This window comes from Cohnella hongkongensis (genome assembly GCF_042654645.1).
GTDB classification, from domain to species: domain Bacteria; phylum Bacillota; class Bacilli; order Paenibacillales; family Paenibacillaceae; genus Cohnella; species Cohnella hongkongensis.
The window spans coordinates 1-17,027 of sequence record NZ_JBHSEP010000022.1 but is presented as its reverse complement, the minus strand read 5'-3'; the positions used below and the strand labels follow the sequence as shown (position 1 = coordinate 17,027).

Genomic DNA, 17,027 nt, shown 5'->3' with positions numbered 1-17,027 from the left:
ATTTGCGTTTGATTCGGACCATGACGAGACATTGCGCCGGGCTCAAGACGCTGCTCGCCCTCTTCCTGACCGGTCTGCTCCTCGAGGTCGCTTATGCGGTCGCTTCCCCCATAAGCCTGAAATATTTAATCGACGAAGCTTTCGGGCCGAAGGACGTTCAGGCGTTCTACTGGATCTTCGCGCTGCTGCTCTGCGGGGGGCTGCTGAGCGTCGCGGCGGGCTTGGCGGGAGAATTCGCCCTGAACCAGCTGAGCGGCCGGGTCGTGCAGAGACTGCGTACCGAATTGTACCGTCACATCCAGAAGCAATCCGCTCCGTTCTTCCAGCGTTACCGGGTCGGCGATCTCGTGGCCCGCTTTTCCTCCGATATGGCCTCCGTGGAACGGGTGGCGACCTTCGCTTTTCCCTTTTTCCTGAAGGAAGCCTTAAGCGTCCTCCTCGGCCTCGCGATGCTGCTCCTCATCGAGTGAAAGCTGACGCTGGTCATGGTCGCCGGTTCGCTGCTGATGCTGATCGGCCCCAGACTGCTTCAGCACCGCGCGGAAGCGGCCAATCTCCGGTATAAGGAAGCGCAGGAGCGATTCTCGAACCTGATCGACGAGACGGTCAAAGGGCATCGAACCGTTAGAGCCTATCACAGACAAAGCCTGCTGCTCGAACGGGCTCGCTCCCATATTCAGTCGATGCTGACGCTCGGCTTGAAGATGCACTTCACGAACGCTCTGCTGGAGCGTCTGCCGCTAACCGTCCTGCTGCTGCTTAACGGCTCCATGATCGGGTTCGGGGGCTACTTGATCTTCCGGGACCAGCTGTCGATCGGCGGGTTTATGGCCTTCTTCACCCTGTTCATGAGCGCCGGGCAAGCGGCTTCCAACCTGACGCTGCTCATTCCTAACCTGATCGATTCCGGTAGCAGCTTTAAGCGGATCGGAGAAATTCTCGACTACGTTCCGGAAGTGCGCGAGGCCGCTCAACCGCTCGAGCTTCCTCCGATTGCCGGAGAGCTGCGGATGGAGAACGTGACGTTCGGGTATGCCGAGGACAGCGACCAGCTCAAAGCGGTCAGTCTGCGCATTCCGGCCGGAAGCTATGCGGCGTTCGTCGGGCCGAGCGGCTCCGGCAAGAGTACGGCGCTTCAGCTGTTGGCCAGGTTCTACGATCCGAAGGAAGGGAAGGTGTCGATCGACGGACAGGATTTGCGCGAAGTAGCGGAAGCTTCCTTGCGGCAGAGGTCGGCCGTCGTTCTCCAGGAACCGTTCCTGTTCAACACGACGATCCGGGACAACCTGCTTCTGGCGAGGCCGGACGCAGGCGAGGCGGAGATGATCGAAGCGGCGAAGCTCGCCCGCATACACGAGACGATCGCCGGCTGGCCGGACGGCTACGACACGCCTGTCCATCAAGAGGGAGCTTCGCTGTCCGGCGGCCAGCGCCAGCGCATCTCGATCGCTAGAGCGCTGTTGAAGAACTCCGAGCTTCTGCTGCTGGACGAGATCACGTCCGCGCTCGACCCGGCGGCCGAAGCCGGCATCAACGAGACTCTTCGGCATCTCCGCGAAGGACGTACGATCGTCTCGGTTACTCACCGGCTCGATTCCGTCGTTCACGCGGATCTGATTTTCGTGTTCAACGACGGACGGGTCGTCGAATCCGGCTCTCACGACGAGCTGATTCGACAGGCCGGACTGTATCGAGAAATGTGGGACAAGCAGCACGGCTTTCTTCTGTCGCAGGACGGCCTGCACGCCAGCGTCGACGAGGAACGGCTCGCCAGGCTGCCCTTCTTCAAGGACGTCGAGCCTGAGCAGCTGCGCGAGCTGGCCGGGTTGTTCGCGACGGAGACGTATCCGGAAGGCGCCGTCGTCGTGCGCGAGGGAGAAACCGGCGACAAATTCTATCTGATCGTCCGAGGCAGCTTTGAGATCGTCAAAAGGAGCGCGGGCGGCGAGGCACAGAGAGTGGCGGTTCTGCAGGATGGGGATCATTTCGGGGAGATTGCCTTGCTGAAGGGCGTTGCGAGAACCGCTACAGTTCGGACTCTCGGCCCTTCGGTCGCCGTCTCAATGAGAAGGGACGCTTTTTTGGCGCTGACCGCTGGCAGCCCCCGAATTCTGCAGGTCGTGGAAAAGACCCTTCGAGCTCGTCTGTGACCGAGGTCTGTCATAAGAACAGGCAGGCGGGGGGGGGGGAATGTTGTCAGGTTAAGCCGTTGTCGTATGCGATCGGCGGCATGGCGGGCTTCCTGCCGGCAACGTCTAACGGTTGCAGTGGCGCTTAATCGATCGTTTTCCCGAAAAAGGAAAAGCTAACGGTTGCCACCGCGCTTATTTTGGGGGTATCGAGCGAAACGGCGCGGTTTCGGCGGAAATAGCCGCTGCTGCAACCGTTACAACCTCCGTACTGCGAAAATGGCACAATTAGCGGCGCTGGCAACCGTTACGTTAGTGGGCTGGCGGGGGCTCGCGGGGTTGGTGTGTGTGGGCCTGGACTGGCGGGGGTTCGCGGAGTGCGTAGGTTGGTCTGGACTGGCGGGGGTTGACGTGGTGGTTGGCGCGAGCTGGCATAGGTTGGCGTGGATTGGCACGAGTTGGCCTTGTACGCGATGACCTTCGGGGCTCCGCCGACAACTGGGACGATTCCTGCAAGGCCGCTTGTTGACCGTTTGCTTAACCTGACAACATCCCTCGTATTTAAGGGTTTCTCTCACGAATGCTCAGCCATTCGCAGGATTTCATCGATTCTGATTGGGGGGGGGAAGAACCCCCGCGAACTGCAAACGCTGCGAGAAGACAAGCATAAACGGCTTACGCCGCACTTAGGATCGGCGGGACAACGTTGATGCCGGAGGTGATTCAGATCAGGATAGCGTATTTTATCCTTTCTGAATCACCAAGAGGAATGCCTCGGGACGGGTTTAAGACAAGCCCTTCCGCAGCTCCTCCACTTCCTCGGCGGCAATGTCGTGCGGGCTGTACCGGGCTCTTCCGTACAAGCCGGCAAGCAGGCTCCGTACGCGGCTGAACCAGCTCCAGTAAGCCGCCTGACGCTCCTTGTCCTTCGCCGGACCGCGAGACGCTTGCCAGCTCTCCAGCTTGGCGAGCGTCTCGCCGGGCGTATCGGCCGGCACGAAAGCATAGCCCTGCCGGATGCCCTCCGCCACCGCTTCCTCGTACAATCTCCGAACCTTCTCCGCGTTGCTGAGCCTCTCCCATTCCAGTCGGGCGCGGGGCCTGCGAAACCGCGAGCCGAAGAGACCCTGGCCGGGCTTCTTCTCCTTCCGCAAGCTGCGCCGTTCCTCCACGTAGGGCAGTTTTTCCGTCCGCCGCTCTCTCACGAACCAGTCCCGAACTTTGGCCAGCAGGCTGCGCCACGTCCAGGTTCTTTCCTTCCACAGCCATCTGACGAACCAGAGAAAGCCGATAGCCGCCAAAGCGGCCATGCCCCAGAACAGGTAGTCCCAGATCGGAGACGGCTTGCCTTTGTCCTCCTGCAACAGCCCCTCTAGCGGGCTGTTCATCTGTTGAGGCGGCGGGATCAGCTGCTCCGGCTCGATCCATCGCGGGCTCGGAACGGCTATCTCCCGCGGAGTAAGCAGCTTCTCCCCGTAACCGACGGTCAGCGCGATCGCCAGCACTCCGACGCCCGCGAATAAGAGAGCGTACTTGCGGCTGGATTGCAGCACCGGCCGAGTTACAATTCCGTTGTCGAGGCCGGCTCGATCGATCAGGCTTCGATTCAGGGCCGCGAACCAGCCGATCATCCAGAAGACGGCGAGCGCGATCACGGCTGTGCGGTAGCCCAACCATGCCTCGTTCAGAGAAATCGCAAACAGAACCAAGCAGCATACGCCGAAGGCCAACCCGAATTGCCCGTAACCGAACCGGACAAATCTTCCTCGCCAGAGAACGACGCACAGCCAGACAAGCATCGGAAGATGGTCCGCGAACCGGGCGATCCCCGCCGCGGTCAGCGCGACGGCCGCCGCGATCAGAACGAGTCTTCGCCACAGCGCCGGCAGTCCGTTCAGACCAAGCCCCAAGGCGGCGCACAGCAGCACGCCGGCAGCCAGCCCGGCCTTGCCCGCTCCCCCCATATTCGCAGAGAAAATGAGCGTCAGCGGAAGCCACAGCAACCATTCGGCCAACGCCCTTAGCCCGAGTCTTCCCGCCATTATCGCTCGCCTCCTTTCCCGATGAGCAGCACCTGAACCGTATTGCCCTGACTTTTGAGCCGGCCGATCAGGTTCTCCTGCTTCGCGTCGAGAAACGCCGAGATGAGCATGTAGTTCACCCCGACGGCCCGCTCCTCGAGCAGCTGCTCCAGCAGATAGGAAAGTCCGAGAGCCGTAACGGGGCGGAAATCGGCCATCGCTTCCAGAAGGCCGTCCATATGGGCGGCTCCCGCCCTGGCCGGCGCGCGGTAGGCGCCGGTCGCTCCTTCTCCTCGCATTCCGTTAAAAATAAACCCCGCTTTGCCTCCGCCCGAAATGACGTAATTCGCAGCCGAGGCCGCATAGCTGAGCGCGTCTTCGAACTGCTCGGCGCTAATGCGGCGGTTATGCTCATGATCCAGCAGCTCGGCGTTCAGAATAAGGGTCAGATCGTTGTCCCTCATGCTTTCCCGCTTATGAACGAGCAGCTGTCCTGTCTTGGCCGTCGCGCTCCAGTTCACCATCCGGAAGGAATCTCCCTCCCGGTAAGGCCGAATTCCCGCGACGTACGGGTGATCCTCCATAATCGGACTCGCCATGCTTCGGACGCTCTGAAGATACTTCCGCGCGTCCAGCGGAAAATCTCGGATGTCCCGGATCGCAGGATACACGACCAGCTCGCAACCGGCCTCCCGCCTAGTCGACTTGCCGGGAAATCCGATCCAATCGCCCAATGTAATCGTATAGCTGTCGACCCGGTATTTGCCTCTGCTGGGACATAAGATCTCGTGCTTGCGCACGATTTCCGTATAGGACGGAACGCTGAACAGGCTGGCATGGTTCTGAAGCCGATCTCCGCTGCGAATCGACATATCCGCTTCGCGATGCTTGAAGACCAGCTGGGCCGGAAGCATCGCCTCCACGCGAAGCCAAGGAATCGGCATTCGCTTGCGATTCGCGATCGTCTCTTTCATCCATACCGACTGTCCCGCATGAACCCGAAGGGCGCTGAACGATCTGTCGTACGACAGCGCCCGGAACCCCGTCCAATTAAATACGAGCCGTTGCGCCGAATAGAGAACGAGCATCAGCAGCACGATCCAGACGATCGCCGCCATCTTTATCTTGACTCCAACGCGGCTTCCGTCGGAACGGGAACGTCCACCAACAGACTGTCCAGCAGCGGATGGGCCCGGTTCGCCTCGCCTCTGAACGTATCCTTCAGAATCAATCGATGCGCGAGTACGGGATGAACGAGCGCCTTCACGTCATCGGGCAGCGCGTAGTCTCGCCCGTGCAGCAGCGCGCGAGCCTGAGCCGCCTTAAGCAGCTGCAAGCTGCCCCGCGGGCTGACTCCGAACGAGATGTCCGGGTGGCTGCGCGTGGCTGCCACGATGGCCAGCAAGTATTCGTAGACAGCGTCGGAGACATGGACCTTCGGCACCTCCGCCTGCAGCTCCCGGATCTCCTCCCGACTCAAGACCGGCTGCAGCTCGTCCAGCGGATTGCCGGCCGTAAATCGCCTCAATATCGCCAGCTCCTCGCCGTTCGTCGGATACCCCATCGAGACGCACAGCATAAACCGGTCCAACTGGGCTTCCGGCAGCGGGAACGTCCCGTGGTTATCGATCGGGTTCTGCGTAGCGACAACGAGAAAAGGAAGCTCGAGCGGATGGGTGACCCCGTCGATCGTAACCTGACGCTCCTCCATGCATTCCAGAAGACTGGACTGGGTGCGGGGAGTCGCCCGGTTCAACTCGTCCGCCAGCAAGATGTTCGTGAATACCGGCCCCTGCCGCAGCTCGAACTGCGAGGTTTGCCGGTTATAGACGTTGATCCCCGTGACGTCCGAGGGCAGCAGATCGGCCGTAAATTGAATGCGCTTCATCTGGCAGGCAAGCGAACGAGCCAGCGACTTGGCCAGCAGCGTCTTTCCCGTGCCGGGCACGTCTTCCAGAATGACGTGCCCCGACGCCAGCAGCGCGATCAGGAGCTGCTCCAGCACCCGATCTTTCCCGACGACGACGGAGCCTACGTTATCGATGACAGACGACAGCTTATTCTCCCTGTTGGTTGGATCCACGAACAAGAAACACCCCTCCTCCGTTTTCTATATTCTAGCAATCGGCAGGAAGGGTGTGAACTGTAAGAACTCACAACTATTCGATTGTTTTACGCCATCGCTTGAACTCTGCGGTCCTCGTATTCCACCTGCTCCGCTTCGCCTGCCAGGCTAGCCGCCGGCTCTTCCGCCAATCCGTACGGCAGGCACATCGGAGCCCCCGTACGAGGGTCGGGAATGACGTCGGCGTCGATATTGAACACATCCCGAAGCATCTGCGACGTCATGACGATTTCCGGCTTGCCTTCGTACAGAACCGTGCCGTTCTTCAAGGCGACGAGATGCTGGGCGTATCTCGCCGCATGGTTCAGATCGTGAACGACCATGATAATCGTACGCTTCTGTTCCTTGTTCAGCTTCTCCAGCAAGATCATGACTTCCATCTGGTGCGCCATGTCCAGGAACGTCGTCGGCTCGTCGAGCAGAAGCACTTCCGTTCCTTGCGCCAGAGCCATGGCGATCCAGGCCCTCTGGCGCTGGCCGCCCGACAGATGGTCGACGGGACGGTTGGCGAACATCGACATTCCCGTCGCCTGCAGAGCCCAGTCGATCATGCGATTGTCTTCCGAGGACAGAATGCCGAAGCCCTTCTGATGCGGATACCGTCCGAACGATACGAGCTCGCGAACGGTTAGCCCTTCCGGAGAGGTCGGATTCTGGGGCAGGATGGCCAGGTTCTTGGCCACCTCCTTCGTTGGCTGACGGTGGATCAGCTTGCCGTCCAGATAGACGCCTCCGTTCGCGGGGGTTAGAATGCGGGCCATCGATTTCAGAATCGTCGACTTGCCCGATCCGTTCGCTCCTACAAGCGCCGTAATCAGTCCGTCCGGGACTTGCAAATTCAACTCCTGCACGATGCTCCGGCTCCCGTACGCCAAAGACAAGTGACTTGTGCTTAATCGGGACATGCTCTCATCCACCCTTTTGTATGTTTGAAAACGGTTCTCAATAAACATCTACGCTATGAATGATAATCGTTCTCACTGATAATGTCAATGGAAGATAAGCAATTCCCAGCTGAAAAATGCTTGATTTCGGAGAACCGAATTCACTTTTAACGGATGCAGTAGCGCCTAATCGATCGTTTTCTCGAAAAAGGAAACGGTAACGGTTGCCTTCGATTGCCTGATTAGTATGCGATCGGTGGCGCGCATCCTGTCGGCAGCTTCTAACGGTTGCAGTAGCGCCTAATCGATCGTTTTCCCGAAAAAGGAAAAGCTAACGGTTGCCACCGCGGGGTTATCGAGCGAATCGGCACGTTTTCAGGTGAAATAGCGGCGACTGCAACCGTTACAATCTCCATATTGCGAAAACGGCACGATTAGCGGCGCTGGCAATCGTTACGTTAGTGAGTTGGCGGAGGGCTGGTGGGCTGGCGGAGGCTGGTGGGCTGGCGGAGGCTGGTGGGCTAGCGGAGGGCTGATGGGCTAGCGGAGGGCTGGTGGGCTGGCGGAGGTTGGTGGGCTGGCGGAGGCTGGTGGGCTAGCGGAGGGCTGGTGGGCTAGCGGAGGGCTGGTGGGCTAACGGAGGCTGGTAGGCTGGCGGAGGCTGGTGGGCTGGCAGAGGTTGGTGGGCTGACGTAGTTTGGTGGGCTGGCGGAGGCTGGTGGGCTGGCGGAGGCTGGTGGGCTGGCGGAGGTTGGTGGGCTGACGTAGTTTGGTGGGCTGGCGGAGGCTGGTGGGCTGGCGGAGGCTGGTGGGCTGGCGGAGGCTGGTGGGCTGGCGGAGGCTGGTGGGCTGGCGGAGGCTGGTGGGCTGGCGGAGGTTGGTGGGCTGACGTAGTTTGGTGGGCTGGCGGAGGCTGGTGGGCTGGCGGAGGCTGGTGGGCTGGCGGAGGTTGGTGGGCTGGCGGAGGCTGGTGGGCTGGCGGAGGTTGGTGGGCTTTCGTATGCGATCGGTGGCGCGCATCCTGTCGGCAGCTTCTAACGGTTGCAGTAGCGCTTAATCGATCGTTTTCTCGAAAAAGGAAACGGTAACGGTTGCCACCGCGCTTATTTTGGAGTTATCGAGCGAATCGGCACGTTTTCAGGTGAAATAGCGGCGACTGCAACCGTTATAATCTCCATGTTGCGAAAACGGCACGATTAGCGGCTCTGGCAACCGTTACGGTCACCTCGAGGCCGGGCAAGTTCATTATCGGCATGGCAGCCCACTCGAGTTCATCGTCCCGTTCAGGTTCATGCCGAATTCGAACCGAAAAAAACAAAGCCAACCGGGACTTCCCGATTGGCTGGAACGCCGATTGGCGACTGACGACGCTTAATCGAACAAATCTCCGAAGAGATCCATGACGCTTTTCTTCTTTTTCTTGTAAGGGTAGCGGCCGTGCCCCGGATAAGGCTGCTGCGGCGGGTAGGACTGCTGGGGCGGATAAGGCTGCTGAGGCGGCTGCTGGCCTCTGGGCGGCTCATAGGCTCCCGAAGAATTGCCGTAATACCATTGGTTGTAATCCTGACGAACCTCTCTGACGTCCTGCATCAGCTTCTCCAGCTCTCCGCGATCCAGCCAGACCCCTTTGCATGTCGGGCAAACATCGATGAGGATGCCGTTCTTCTCCACTTCCCTCATGCGAGTATCGTCACATACCGGACAATTCATTCCTGTTCCTCCTTTGTTAACGGATCTTGTCTGTAATACGGCATAGCGGCTCTTCGGTTTCCACGCCTTTATTCTCTCCTGACGCCTCCTCCCCGCATTCGCTTTCCCGCCATTCAACCCCCTGCGGAAAGGCAGTCCCGCCCCAATTCTTCAGCGGCTTGCCTTACCCCCGCCCGTTCTTGCTAGCGGCGATCCGTTCGGCCAGCTCGTTCAGCTCCGTCCAGCGCTCCAGCAGCTCGTCAAGCTTCTCCTCCAATGCCGTCTGCTCCTCCAGCAGCGCCTGCAGACGGGCAGAGTCGCTGGCGGCTTCCTCCATGCGGGCGGCCACGACGGCAAGCGCCTCCTCCGTCTCCGCGATCCAGCCGTCGATCTGCTCGAAGTCCTTCTGGTCCTTGTACGACATTTTTATTGTCGGCCGGTTATTGCGGTCGCGGGCGCCCATCGTCGCTGACTCGGCGCCGGACTTGGGAGCAGGCGCCGCAGAGCCCGGTCCCTCTGTCTCACGCCGGGCGGCGAAGGTCTGATAGTCGGAATAGTTGCCCGTATGCTCGGTGACGACGCCGTCGCCCTCGAACGCGAGAACCCGGTCGACCGTTCGATCCAGGAAATAGCGGTCGTGCGACACCGCGATCACGACGCCGGGGAAATCGTCCAGATAATCCTCCAGCACCGTCAGCGTGGCGATATCAAGATCGTTCGTCGGCTCGTCCAGCAGCAGAACGTTAGGTGCGCCCATCAGCACCCGCAGCAGCTGCAGCCTTCTCTTCTCCCCTCCGGACAGCTTGGAAATCACCGTCCATTGCACGGCGGGAGGAAACAGAAACCGCTCCAGCATCTGTCCTGCGGAGACGGTTGCGCCGTCTTCCGTCTTCACCTGCTCCGCTCCCTCGCGGATATATTCCATCACCCGGAGCGATTCGTCCATCTCCTCGTGCTCCTGGCTGAACCAGCCCAGCTTTACCGTCGGTCCGAGCTCCACGCGCCCGCCGTCCGGCTGCAGCTTCCCGGCGATCAGCTTGAGCAGCGTCGACTTCCCGCTTCCGTTCCGCCCGACGATGCCTACGCGGTCTCCCGGCACCGCAATATAGCTCAGATCGCGAATCAGCTCGCGGCCCGCGACGCTCTTGCGCAGATGTTCAATCTCCAGAATCTTTCTGCCGAGTCTGGTCGAGGCTACGGACACGTCCAGCTTGCCTGCCGCGCTCTTGGGCCCCTGTTCCTTCAACGCTTCGAAGCGGTCGAGCCGGGCCTTCTGCTTCGTCGAACGGGCTTGCGCGCCGCGGCGAACCCACGCCAGCTCGTTGCGAAGCAAGTTCTGCCGCTTCGCCTCGGACGCCGCCTCGCGTTCCTCCCGCTCCAGCTTCAACTCCAGATAGCGGCTGTAGTTGGCCTCGTAGAAATACGCCGTGCCCCGATCCAGCTCGATCACCCGATTGCTGATCCGATCCAGGAAATACCGGTCGTGCGTGATCATAAGCAGCGCGCCCTTGCGCTTCTGCAGCATCCCCTCGAGCCAGGCGACGGAGTCGTTGTCGATATGGTTCGTCGGCTCGTCCAGAATCAGCACATCGGACGGCTGCAGGAGCGCAGCCGCCATCGCCACCCGTCTTCGCTGACCGCCGGAGAACGTTGCCACCTTGCCGTGCACGTCGTCGATTCCGAGCCTGGTCAGCGCGGCCTTCGCTTCGCTCTCCGTCTGCCAGGCCCCCAGCTCGTCCATTCTCTCGTGAGAGGCGATCAGACGCTCCTGCAGCCGTTCGTCGTCCGGGCGAAGCTCCAGCTCCGCCAGAACTGCGGCATGGTCGCGCACCGCCCGAAGCTGCGGGGAATCCCCGCCAAGCACATGCTCCAACGCAGTCTCCTCCGGGCCGAATATCGGCTCCTGGGCCAGCATCCGCAGCACGACGGCTCGGCCGATCGACACTTGCCCCGAATCGGGAGGCTCGATCCCTGCGACCACCTTCAGCAGCGTCGACTTGCCCGTGCCGTTCACGCCGATAATGCCGATCTTGTCCCCGGTCTCCACGCCGAACGTCACATTCTCGAACAACGTCTTGTCGCTGTAGCTCTTGGATATATTTTCAACGGACATCAGATGCATCCGGCATCAACCTCTTTATCGCCAAAGTGAAATACGCTAACCATATCATATCATAGTTCTTCCGAGCGCCGCCTTGCCGCCGCTTCGAATCGAGCCGACATTTGCTCATCGGCTGGCATGTTCCGTTCGAATAATAGGCACACTACTTCGATGAAACTTCTCTTAGCAAAGGAGCCTAATGCGCATGAAAGCCCTCACCTATCAAGGAATGAAAAGAGTCGAAGTGAAAGAGGTGCCCGATCCGTCCATCCGCAAGCCGGACGACGTTCTGATCCGCGTGACGACGACTGCCATTTGCGGCTCGGACTTGCACATTCTGAACGGGGAAATTCCGAATATGCCCGCGGATTTCGTCATCGGGCACGAACCGATGGGCATCGTCGAGGAGGTCGGCCCGGAGGTGACCCGGGTCAAAAAAGGCGACCGCGTCATCGTTCCCTTCACCGTCGCCTGCGGCCGCTGCTGGTACTGCACCCACGAGCTGGAAAGCCAGTGCGACAACAGCAACGAATTTCTGCACGGAGGCGTGGGCGCTTACTTCGGCTATTCGGAAACGTTCGGCGGCTATGCCGGCGGCCAGGCGGAGCTGATGCGGGTGCCGTACGGCAATTTCGTGCCGTTCAAGGTGCCGGAAGACGCGGAGCTGGAGGACGAGCAGCTATTGTTTCTCTCCGACGTGGTCCCGACCGCTTATTGGAGCGTGGACAATGCCGGCGTCAAGTCCGGCGATACGGTTATCGTGCTCGGATGCGGACCGGTGGGCCTAATGACGCAGAAGTTCGCCTGGCAGAAAGGCGCCAAGCGCGTCATCGCCGTAGATCATGTCCCCTACCGGCTAGAGCACGCCAGGAAGACCAATCAGGCGGAAACGTTCAATTTCAAGGAATTCGACGATCTTGTCGGTCATCTTCAGGAAGCGACAGGGGGCGGCGCCGATGTCGTCATCGATTGCGTCGGATTGGATTCGGAGAAGACGCTGCTCGAGAAAATCGAGACGCTGTTGAAGCTTCAGGGCGGAGGCTTGGGGGCGTTCCGGATCGCGGCCAAGACGGTGCGCAAGGGCGGCACCATCCAGGTGACCGGCGTCTACGGGCTCAACTACAACGCTTTTCCCTTCGGCGATCTGTTCAGCCGCAATATTACGGTCAAGCTCGGACAAGCCCCGGTCATCCACTACATGCCGGAGCTGTATCGGCAGATTAAGAGCGGAAAGCTCGATCCGACGGACATCATTACCCACCGGTTGAGCTTGTCCGACGCGGAGTACGGCTATTGGGTGTTTAACGGCAAAGAGGACGGCTGCATCAAGGTCGTTCTCAAGCCCTGACGAGCTCAGGCTCGCGATAAGGAGGTTCGGCATGCTTTTTCACCATATTCTCGTTCCGTACGATGGCTCCGATCCGTCGGCGAGGGCGCTGGACAAAGCGGCGGACTTCGTGCGGTCGGACCCGGAAACCCGGCTCACCGTCGCGCACGTCATCAATCTGGAGCCGGTTCTGATTGCAGACATGACGTTCGTTCAGCCCGAATCCTATCAAGAGCAGGTTCAGAAGCGCGGAGAAGCGATTATCGACAGCGTGCACCGGAGAATCTCCGAATCGGCAGAGGCGAAAATCGTCATTCTGGCCGGATCGCCGGCGCCGGCTCTTCTCGACTATGCCGAAGAAGCCGGCTGCGATCTGATCGTCATGGGAAGCAGAGGCTTAAGCTCGCTCAGGGAGCTGATGGTCGGCAGCGTCAGCCATAACGTGATTCTGCACTCCCGCATCCCCGTCATGGTGTTGAAGTAGCTTCAGCGGTGGAACATCAGCGTTCATTCCGGCGCTTATGCGGATGACGGCCGGGAGCGCATCTGGGAACTTTCTGTGCTAACCGCCGGAAACCATAAGACTACTTCCGGCTGCTGCGCATGGCGGCCAGCACGCGCAAGCCGGGCTCGCCCCCGCTCGTCAGCCGATCGTACTCCGCCGACTCTCTGGCGACCAGCGCCACTTTTCCCTGGGAATCGAAGCGCAGTCCCCATCCGTATTTCTTCGGAAGCATCGAGGCGCGCATACAGGCCGTCGGCTTGGAGAAAAACTCTCTTCGCAGCTCGGCCTCCCTCGCCGCCAGCTCCTCGTTCGGAATTTGCTTATGCAGGACATGCGTCTGAAACAGCAGCTCCTCCTGTGTATATCGATACGGATGATCGGCGATGAGATCATATTCGATCCTCGGCTTCGTTCGGCCGTTCTTTCGTTCCGGCGGAACGACGCCCCTCTCCGCGGGACAATCCGGAGCCACCGTTATGAACGTGTTATAGTAATTCCATTCCATAGCCATCTGGCATCCTCCTTAGTCGTCTAGTCGGAACTCGCGGCAGGAATTCCCCGATCCCGCCTGCCCCCCATAGGTCGCTCGCCGTCTCGTCCGGGAAGAAACAGGAGACTCGCCGACAGTTGGCGGAACTCGCTTATACCTCGCCCCAATAGACCTCGGTGACGTAGTCGAAGTTGACCGTCCCGTTCTCCGAAGTGCGTTCGAACAGCTCCCGGAGCTCGCGCATCATCGGCTCGTAGCCGGGATGCCCCGGCTGCGGGGTATAAGACGACGACCGGAGCCGCCCGGCAATTCCGTCGAAATCAAGCACTTGGCGATTGTCGAATCTCGCCTCCGACAGCCCGTCCTTCCGGAAAAAATCGTTCAGCATCTCCCGAGAGATGTTCTGGTGGTTGACCTGCTCGTAATCCGTTCCGAGTCCGCGAAGCAGCTTCTCGTAACCTTCGAGGAACGGCGTTCCCTCCTTCAATCTCGTATTCCAGACGAGAATCGTCTTGCCGCCCGGCTTCAGCACCCGGCGGAACTCCCGCTTGGCCGCCGCACGGTCGAACCAATGGAACGCCTGGGCGGACACGATGTAATCGTACGAGGCATCCTGAACCCCCGTCTCCTCGGCTGAGCCGGCCACAGCTTGGAATCGCGGGTGATTCCGGGACGCGGACAACGCGGCCTCCCGCATCGCATCGTTCGGTTCGACCGCGGTCACGCGGCTCCCCCTCTCCAGCAGCAATCTGGAGAAAATGCCCGTACCCGCTCCGACGTCCAGCACCTCCGACGTCTCGTTCAAGCCGACAACCCCGTACAGGTAATCGATCGCTTCCGCAGGATAGCTTGGCCGGTACTTCGTATACGTCTCGACTCTGCTGGTGAACCTCGTCTTGCTGTTCATAACCGCTGCCCCTTTCCTTGCGCTTCTTCCGAGTGACGGAAGGCATGCAACAAAACTTCATGATCATGATACCCTATAAGAACTGCCGGGTTCGTTCCGGCCAGACGAGCGAAACGGTCCCGATTTTGGTAAAATGGAGAGCACGAGCCTGAGAGCGGAGGTTGCACATTGGATTACATTATTCTGGATATCGAATTTAACGGACGGAAGTTCGCCAGCGATCTGCCGATGGAGGTGATCGAGATCGGCGCCGTTCGTCTCGATTCGTCGCTTAAGCCGGCGGGAGAGTTCTCGTCCCTGGTCAAACCGGTCTACTTCTCCAAGCTGAACCCTTTTATCAGGAAAAAAACCGGAATTCCCCAGCACGAGATCGACGCGGCTCCGGGCTTCCCCAGCGTCATCGCCGAGTTCGAGAGCTGGCTCGGAAGCGGCGACTCGTTCCTGCTCGTTACGTGGGGCGGCGAGGACATTAAGCGCATCGTGTTCGATACGCGAATGCACAAGCTAAACGAAGCCTACTGGACAGGTCTTCATTACTTCGATCTGCTGAAGGGCTACCTGCGCTACAAAAAAGTGTCGAACGACGTCAGCGTCGAAGCCGCTCTTCAGGAGCTGAACCTCGTTCCCGAAGGGTCCGCCCACCGCGCGCTGGACGACGCCCGCATGACCTCCGAAGTGTTCCGTAAAATCTTCGCCGAGCTGGACTTCAGCCTGAAGCAGCAGTACAAGGATCAATTCTCGAATTCGAAGGAGCGCCGGCTGGTCAAGAACGCCGTCCGGACGATGCTTGCCCAGAAGAAGCCGCAAACCTGGGAGGCCTTCGCGGAAAGCGAACTCGCCGCCAAAATTCCGCTGACCGACCCGAGAAAAACGGCCGAGCTGCGCGACTACTTCCTTGCCGAGCTGGAGAAGAAAAAGTAACTAACGCCGAGGGTTGATCCTGATATCCTCCGGGCGGTCGACGAGACCGCCCGCGATCCTCGCCCGAGCCGCTTCAGCTGTAGACGAAGGAGCTTCCCCACTCGGCGAACGTAACGAACGCGAGCAGGAAGAGCAGCAACAGAAAGGCATAGATCGCCGTGCCGACGATCCCGCAGACGAGACCGGCAATCGCCATTCCCCTCCCTTGCTCGTGCGTCTGCCTGATTTCCTTAAGCGCCAGAGAGGCAAATACGATCGCGACAATTCCGATCAGGAAACCGATGTACGGAACGGAAACGGCCAGAATTCCCAACACGAGCGCCGCGATGGACTTGCCGTTCGTCTTCGGGGGCGCATGCGGCGGCGGCGGAGTAAAACCGTAATGCTGCGAGCCTTGCGAATATGGCTCCAAGGCCATTCCTCCTCTGTTCTTCTGAATAGATCCATTATACCCGATCGGGGGCTAAGCCGCTCTCCGATTTCCGCAGGGACGGCATGACAAAGAAACCGTACCCTGCCGGGGCTTCCCGCTCGGCAGGGTACGGTTTCTTTGCGGTTTTGACGAGGCGGCTAATGAAACTGAATGTCGATCTTCCGTTTCGAGTCGCCTTTCAGCTTCGGCATGCGCACTTCCAGCACGCCGTTCCTGTAGGTCGCCGACACGCCTTCGGAAGAGACCTCCGCCGGAAGTCCGATCGTGCGGTGAAACCGGCCCGTGTAACGCTCCTGACGGTGGAATTGCTCCTCCTTCGTCTCGCTCGTCCGGTTCAACGTTCCGCTTACGGTCAAGCGGTCGCGGTCGACCTCGATGCTCAAGTCTTCCTTTTTGTCCAGACCCGGGATGTCGCATGCGGCGACGATCTCGTCGGCCGTCTCGTGAACGTCGACGCTGAAGTGGCCGAGCCGCTGATGGAGCCCGGTCTTGATCAGAGACAGATCGTCCGGAAAAAAACGGTCCAGCTCGCGCCGCATATGGTCCAGCTGTCTGAACGGTTCGTACGGAATCAAAGGCATACTCGTTTCGCTCCTCTCGAGTGATCGACAAGTATGATTTGCCCGATTTTCGCCCCGTCTATTCAGGCCGGGAGGGTGGCCGCCACCCGCGCTGCAGCTCGCCGATCGAATAGCCGAAGTCCATCTGCAGATGGGGATAGTCCGGGAACGACTCCCAGTCCCCTCCCCAGGAGAACCCCAGCTCCTTGGCAATGGCCACGACCTCCATCCAATCCGATTGCCCGTTGCCGTTGCCGTCGTATTTCAAGTCCCAGATGACGTCTCCTCCGGGAATCCTCAGCGCAAAATCGATAGCCAGGCCGTAGTTGTGATAAGAGCCCCCGCCCTTCACCTGCGTGACGATCTGCCCTTCCTCGGTACGGCCTTGACGGTACAGAGCGTCCTGCTCCTCCGAGCTGCGGTAATCTCCGGTAATGACGACGTCGATGCCGATCGCCCGGCTCTTGGCGACGAGCTCGTCCCGCTTCTCGGCAACGACCGGATGCAGGCCCGTAACAGGCTGCGCTTGCCTGAACCATTCGATCGGCAGCAGCCTCTCTATCGTCTTGAATTGAAGCAGCATATAGACGGCCGCGACGGCCGCCAAAGCGATCAGCAGAGCCCTGCCTCTACGGCGGCGGCGCCCCTCGGGGCGCGCCCGGGTCCGAACGGCCGCCGTTTCCCCATTCCATGCACTCATCCGGTTCTCTACTCCCGTTCTCTTTTCTATTAGCAGGATCGAATCTCTTACTAGCGTACCCTATTCCGGTTTCGATAACCTTAATTTTCTCTTAATCTTTCGATTCGGCAGGCTCCACGCACCTGAATCAAAAATGAATCGTTAAAGCCATGTGGGAGTAAGGTTGCGAGGGTATTGTCGAAAATAAAGAAAATCCAAATTTTACTGGCAATTTTGGAGGAGGAAACGGCTTAAA

Annotated in this window: 15 protein-coding genes and 1 pseudogene; 5 read left to right on the top strand and 11 right to left on the bottom strand. The window is 59.8% G+C overall.

Features of this window, described 5'->3' with window-relative positions:
• Nucleotides 1-20: 20 nt before the first annotated feature.
• Nucleotides 21-839 (top strand): annotated as a pseudogene (locus ACFO3S_RS22590) (ABC transporter transmembrane domain-containing protein); the annotation flags it as partial.
• Nucleotides 828-2,150, top strand: a complete 1,323-nt coding sequence (locus tag ACFO3S_RS22585; RefSeq protein WP_378100814.1) for an ATP-binding cassette domain-containing protein — start codon at nucleotides 828-830, stop codon at nucleotides 2,148-2,150. The pseudogene ACFO3S_RS22590 and the gene ACFO3S_RS22585, both read left to right, overlap by 12 nt.
• A gap of 764 nt (nucleotides 2,151-2,914) precedes the next feature.
• Here the strand turns inward: ACFO3S_RS22585 and ACFO3S_RS22580 are convergent.
• The 6 genes from ACFO3S_RS22580 to ACFO3S_RS22555 all read right to left on the bottom strand — a co-directional run bounded on the left by ACFO3S_RS22580 (nucleotide 2,915) and on the right by ACFO3S_RS22555 (nucleotide 10,970).
• The gene (locus tag ACFO3S_RS22580) at nucleotides 2,915-4,171 is read right to left on the bottom strand and encodes a hypothetical protein (RefSeq protein ID WP_378100684.1); all 1,257 of its coding nucleotides are present in this window, start codon (nucleotides 4,169-4,171) and stop codon (nucleotides 2,915-2,917) included.
• Nucleotides 4,171-5,268, bottom strand: a complete 1,098-nt coding sequence (locus ACFO3S_RS22575) for a DUF58 domain-containing protein (protein ID WP_378100682.1) — start codon at nucleotides 5,266-5,268, stop codon at nucleotides 4,171-4,173. The genes ACFO3S_RS22580 and ACFO3S_RS22575 overlap by 1 nt, the downstream gene beginning before the upstream one ends.
• A gap of 2 nt (nucleotides 5,269-5,270) precedes the next feature.
• Complete coding sequence (locus ACFO3S_RS22570) at nucleotides 5,271-6,233, bottom strand: AAA family ATPase (protein ID WP_378100812.1); 963 nt, start codon at nucleotides 6,231-6,233, stop codon at nucleotides 5,271-5,273.
• An 89-nt stretch (nucleotides 6,234-6,322) separates the two neighbouring features.
• On the bottom strand, nucleotides 6,323-7,180 hold the full coding sequence (locus ACFO3S_RS22565) for an ABC transporter ATP-binding protein (protein ID WP_378100680.1): 858 nt from the start codon (nucleotides 7,178-7,180) through the stop codon (nucleotides 6,323-6,325).
• A 1,350-nt stretch (nucleotides 7,181-8,530) separates the two neighbouring features.
• Nucleotides 8,531-8,869: a TFIIB-type zinc ribbon-containing protein gene (locus ACFO3S_RS22560; RefSeq protein ID WP_378100678.1), complete on the bottom strand. Its 339-nt coding sequence runs from the start codon at nucleotides 8,867-8,869 to the stop codon at nucleotides 8,531-8,533.
• A gap of 163 nt (nucleotides 8,870-9,032) precedes the next feature.
• Nucleotides 9,033-10,970, bottom strand: a complete 1,938-nt coding sequence (locus ACFO3S_RS22555) for an ABC-F family ATP-binding cassette domain-containing protein (RefSeq protein ID WP_378100676.1) — start codon at nucleotides 10,968-10,970, stop codon at nucleotides 9,033-9,035.
• A 184-nt stretch (nucleotides 10,971-11,154) separates the two neighbouring features.
• Between ACFO3S_RS22555 and ACFO3S_RS22550 the strand changes: the two genes are divergently transcribed.
• Both ACFO3S_RS22550 and ACFO3S_RS22545 read left to right on the top strand, forming a co-directional pair.
• On the top strand, nucleotides 11,155-12,297 hold the full coding sequence (locus ACFO3S_RS22550) for a zinc-dependent alcohol dehydrogenase (protein WP_378100674.1): 1,143 nt from the start codon (nucleotides 11,155-11,157) through the stop codon (nucleotides 12,295-12,297).
• A gap of 31 nt (nucleotides 12,298-12,328) precedes the next feature.
• A complete protein-coding gene (locus tag ACFO3S_RS22545; RefSeq protein WP_378100672.1) occupies nucleotides 12,329-12,760 on the top strand; it encodes a universal stress protein in 432 nt (143 codons plus the stop codon).
• Between the two features lie 100 nt (nucleotides 12,761-12,860).
• Here ACFO3S_RS22545 and ACFO3S_RS22540 read toward each other — a convergent pair whose 3' ends face one another.
• Entirely contained in the window at nucleotides 12,861-13,292 is a 432-nt protein-coding gene (locus ACFO3S_RS22540; protein ID WP_378100671.1) for a DUF6157 family protein, read from the bottom strand.
• Between the two features lie 130 nt (nucleotides 13,293-13,422).
• The gene (locus ACFO3S_RS22535) at nucleotides 13,423-14,178 is read right to left on the bottom strand and encodes a class I SAM-dependent methyltransferase (protein ID WP_378100669.1); all 756 of its coding nucleotides are present in this window, start codon (nucleotides 14,176-14,178) and stop codon (nucleotides 13,423-13,425) included.
• 168 nt (nucleotides 14,179-14,346) lie between these two features.
• On the opposite strand from ACFO3S_RS22535, the gene ACFO3S_RS22530 reads away from it, so the two are divergent.
• Entirely contained in the window at nucleotides 14,347-15,099 is a 753-nt protein-coding gene (locus ACFO3S_RS22530) for a 3'-5' exonuclease (RefSeq protein ID WP_378100667.1), read from the top strand.
• Between the two features lie 73 nt (nucleotides 15,100-15,172).
• Here ACFO3S_RS22530 and ACFO3S_RS22525 read toward each other — a convergent pair whose 3' ends face one another.
• The 3 genes from ACFO3S_RS22525 to ACFO3S_RS22515 form a co-directional block, all read right to left on the bottom strand.
• Nucleotides 15,173-15,517 carry a DUF4190 domain-containing protein gene (locus ACFO3S_RS22525; RefSeq protein WP_378100665.1) on the bottom strand — a complete coding sequence of 115 codons (345 nt, stop codon included), beginning with the start codon at nucleotides 15,515-15,517 and terminating at the stop codon, nucleotides 15,173-15,175.
• 152 nt (nucleotides 15,518-15,669) lie between these two features.
• Nucleotides 15,670-16,113, bottom strand: a complete 444-nt coding sequence (locus tag ACFO3S_RS22520) for an Hsp20/alpha crystallin family protein (protein ID WP_378100664.1) — start codon at nucleotides 16,111-16,113, stop codon at nucleotides 15,670-15,672.
• Nucleotides 16,114-16,171: 58 nt separating this feature from the next.
• The gene (locus tag ACFO3S_RS22515; RefSeq protein WP_378100662.1) at nucleotides 16,172-16,792 is read right to left on the bottom strand and encodes a M15 family metallopeptidase; all 621 of its coding nucleotides are present in this window, start codon (nucleotides 16,790-16,792) and stop codon (nucleotides 16,172-16,174) included.
• Nucleotides 16,793-17,027 lie beyond the last annotated feature (235 nt).

Bases quoted from the DNA above. Each gene is read 5' to 3' on its own strand.
- ACFO3S_RS22585 (WP_378100814.1), top strand. From the start codon at position 828: ATGGCCTTCTTCACCCTGTTCATGAGCGCCGGGCAAGCGGCTTCCAAC.
- ACFO3S_RS22580 (WP_378100684.1), bottom strand. From the start codon at position 4,171: ATGGCGGGAAGACTCGGGCTAAGGGCGTTGGCCGAATGGTTGCTGTGG.
- ACFO3S_RS22575 (WP_378100682.1), bottom strand. From the start codon at position 5,268: ATGGCGGCGATCGTCTGGATCGTGCTGCTGATGCTCGTTCTCTATTCG.
- ACFO3S_RS22565 (WP_378100680.1), bottom strand. From the start codon at position 7,180: ATGTCCCGATTAAGCACAAGTCACTTGTCTTTGGCGTACGGGAGCCGG.
- ACFO3S_RS22560 (WP_378100678.1), bottom strand. From the start codon at position 8,869: ATGAATTGTCCGGTATGTGACGATACTCGCATGAGGGAAGTGGAGAAG.
- ACFO3S_RS22555 (WP_378100676.1), bottom strand. From the start codon at position 10,970: ATGCATCTGATGTCCGTTGAAAATATATCCAAGAGCTACAGCGACAAG.
- ACFO3S_RS22550 (WP_378100674.1), top strand. From the start codon at position 11,155: ATGAAAGCCCTCACCTATCAAGGAATGAAAAGAGTCGAAGTGAAAGAG.
- ACFO3S_RS22545 (WP_378100672.1), top strand. From the start codon at position 12,329: ATGCTTTTTCACCATATTCTCGTTCCGTACGATGGCTCCGATCCGTCG.
- ACFO3S_RS22540 (WP_378100671.1), bottom strand. From the start codon at position 13,292: ATGGCTATGGAATGGAATTACTATAACACGTTCATAACGGTGGCTCCG.
- ACFO3S_RS22535 (WP_378100669.1), bottom strand. From the start codon at position 14,178: ATGAACAGCAAGACGAGGTTCACCAGCAGAGTCGAGACGTATACGAAG.
- ACFO3S_RS22525 (WP_378100665.1), bottom strand. From the start codon at position 15,517: ATGGCCTTGGAGCCATATTCGCAAGGCTCGCAGCATTACGGTTTTACT.
- ACFO3S_RS22520 (WP_378100664.1), bottom strand. From the start codon at position 16,113: ATGCCTTTGATTCCGTACGAACCGTTCAGACAGCTGGACCATATGCGG.
- ACFO3S_RS22515 (WP_378100662.1), bottom strand. From the start codon at position 16,792: ATGAGTGCATGGAATGGGGAAACGGCGGCCGTTCGGACCCGGGCGCGC.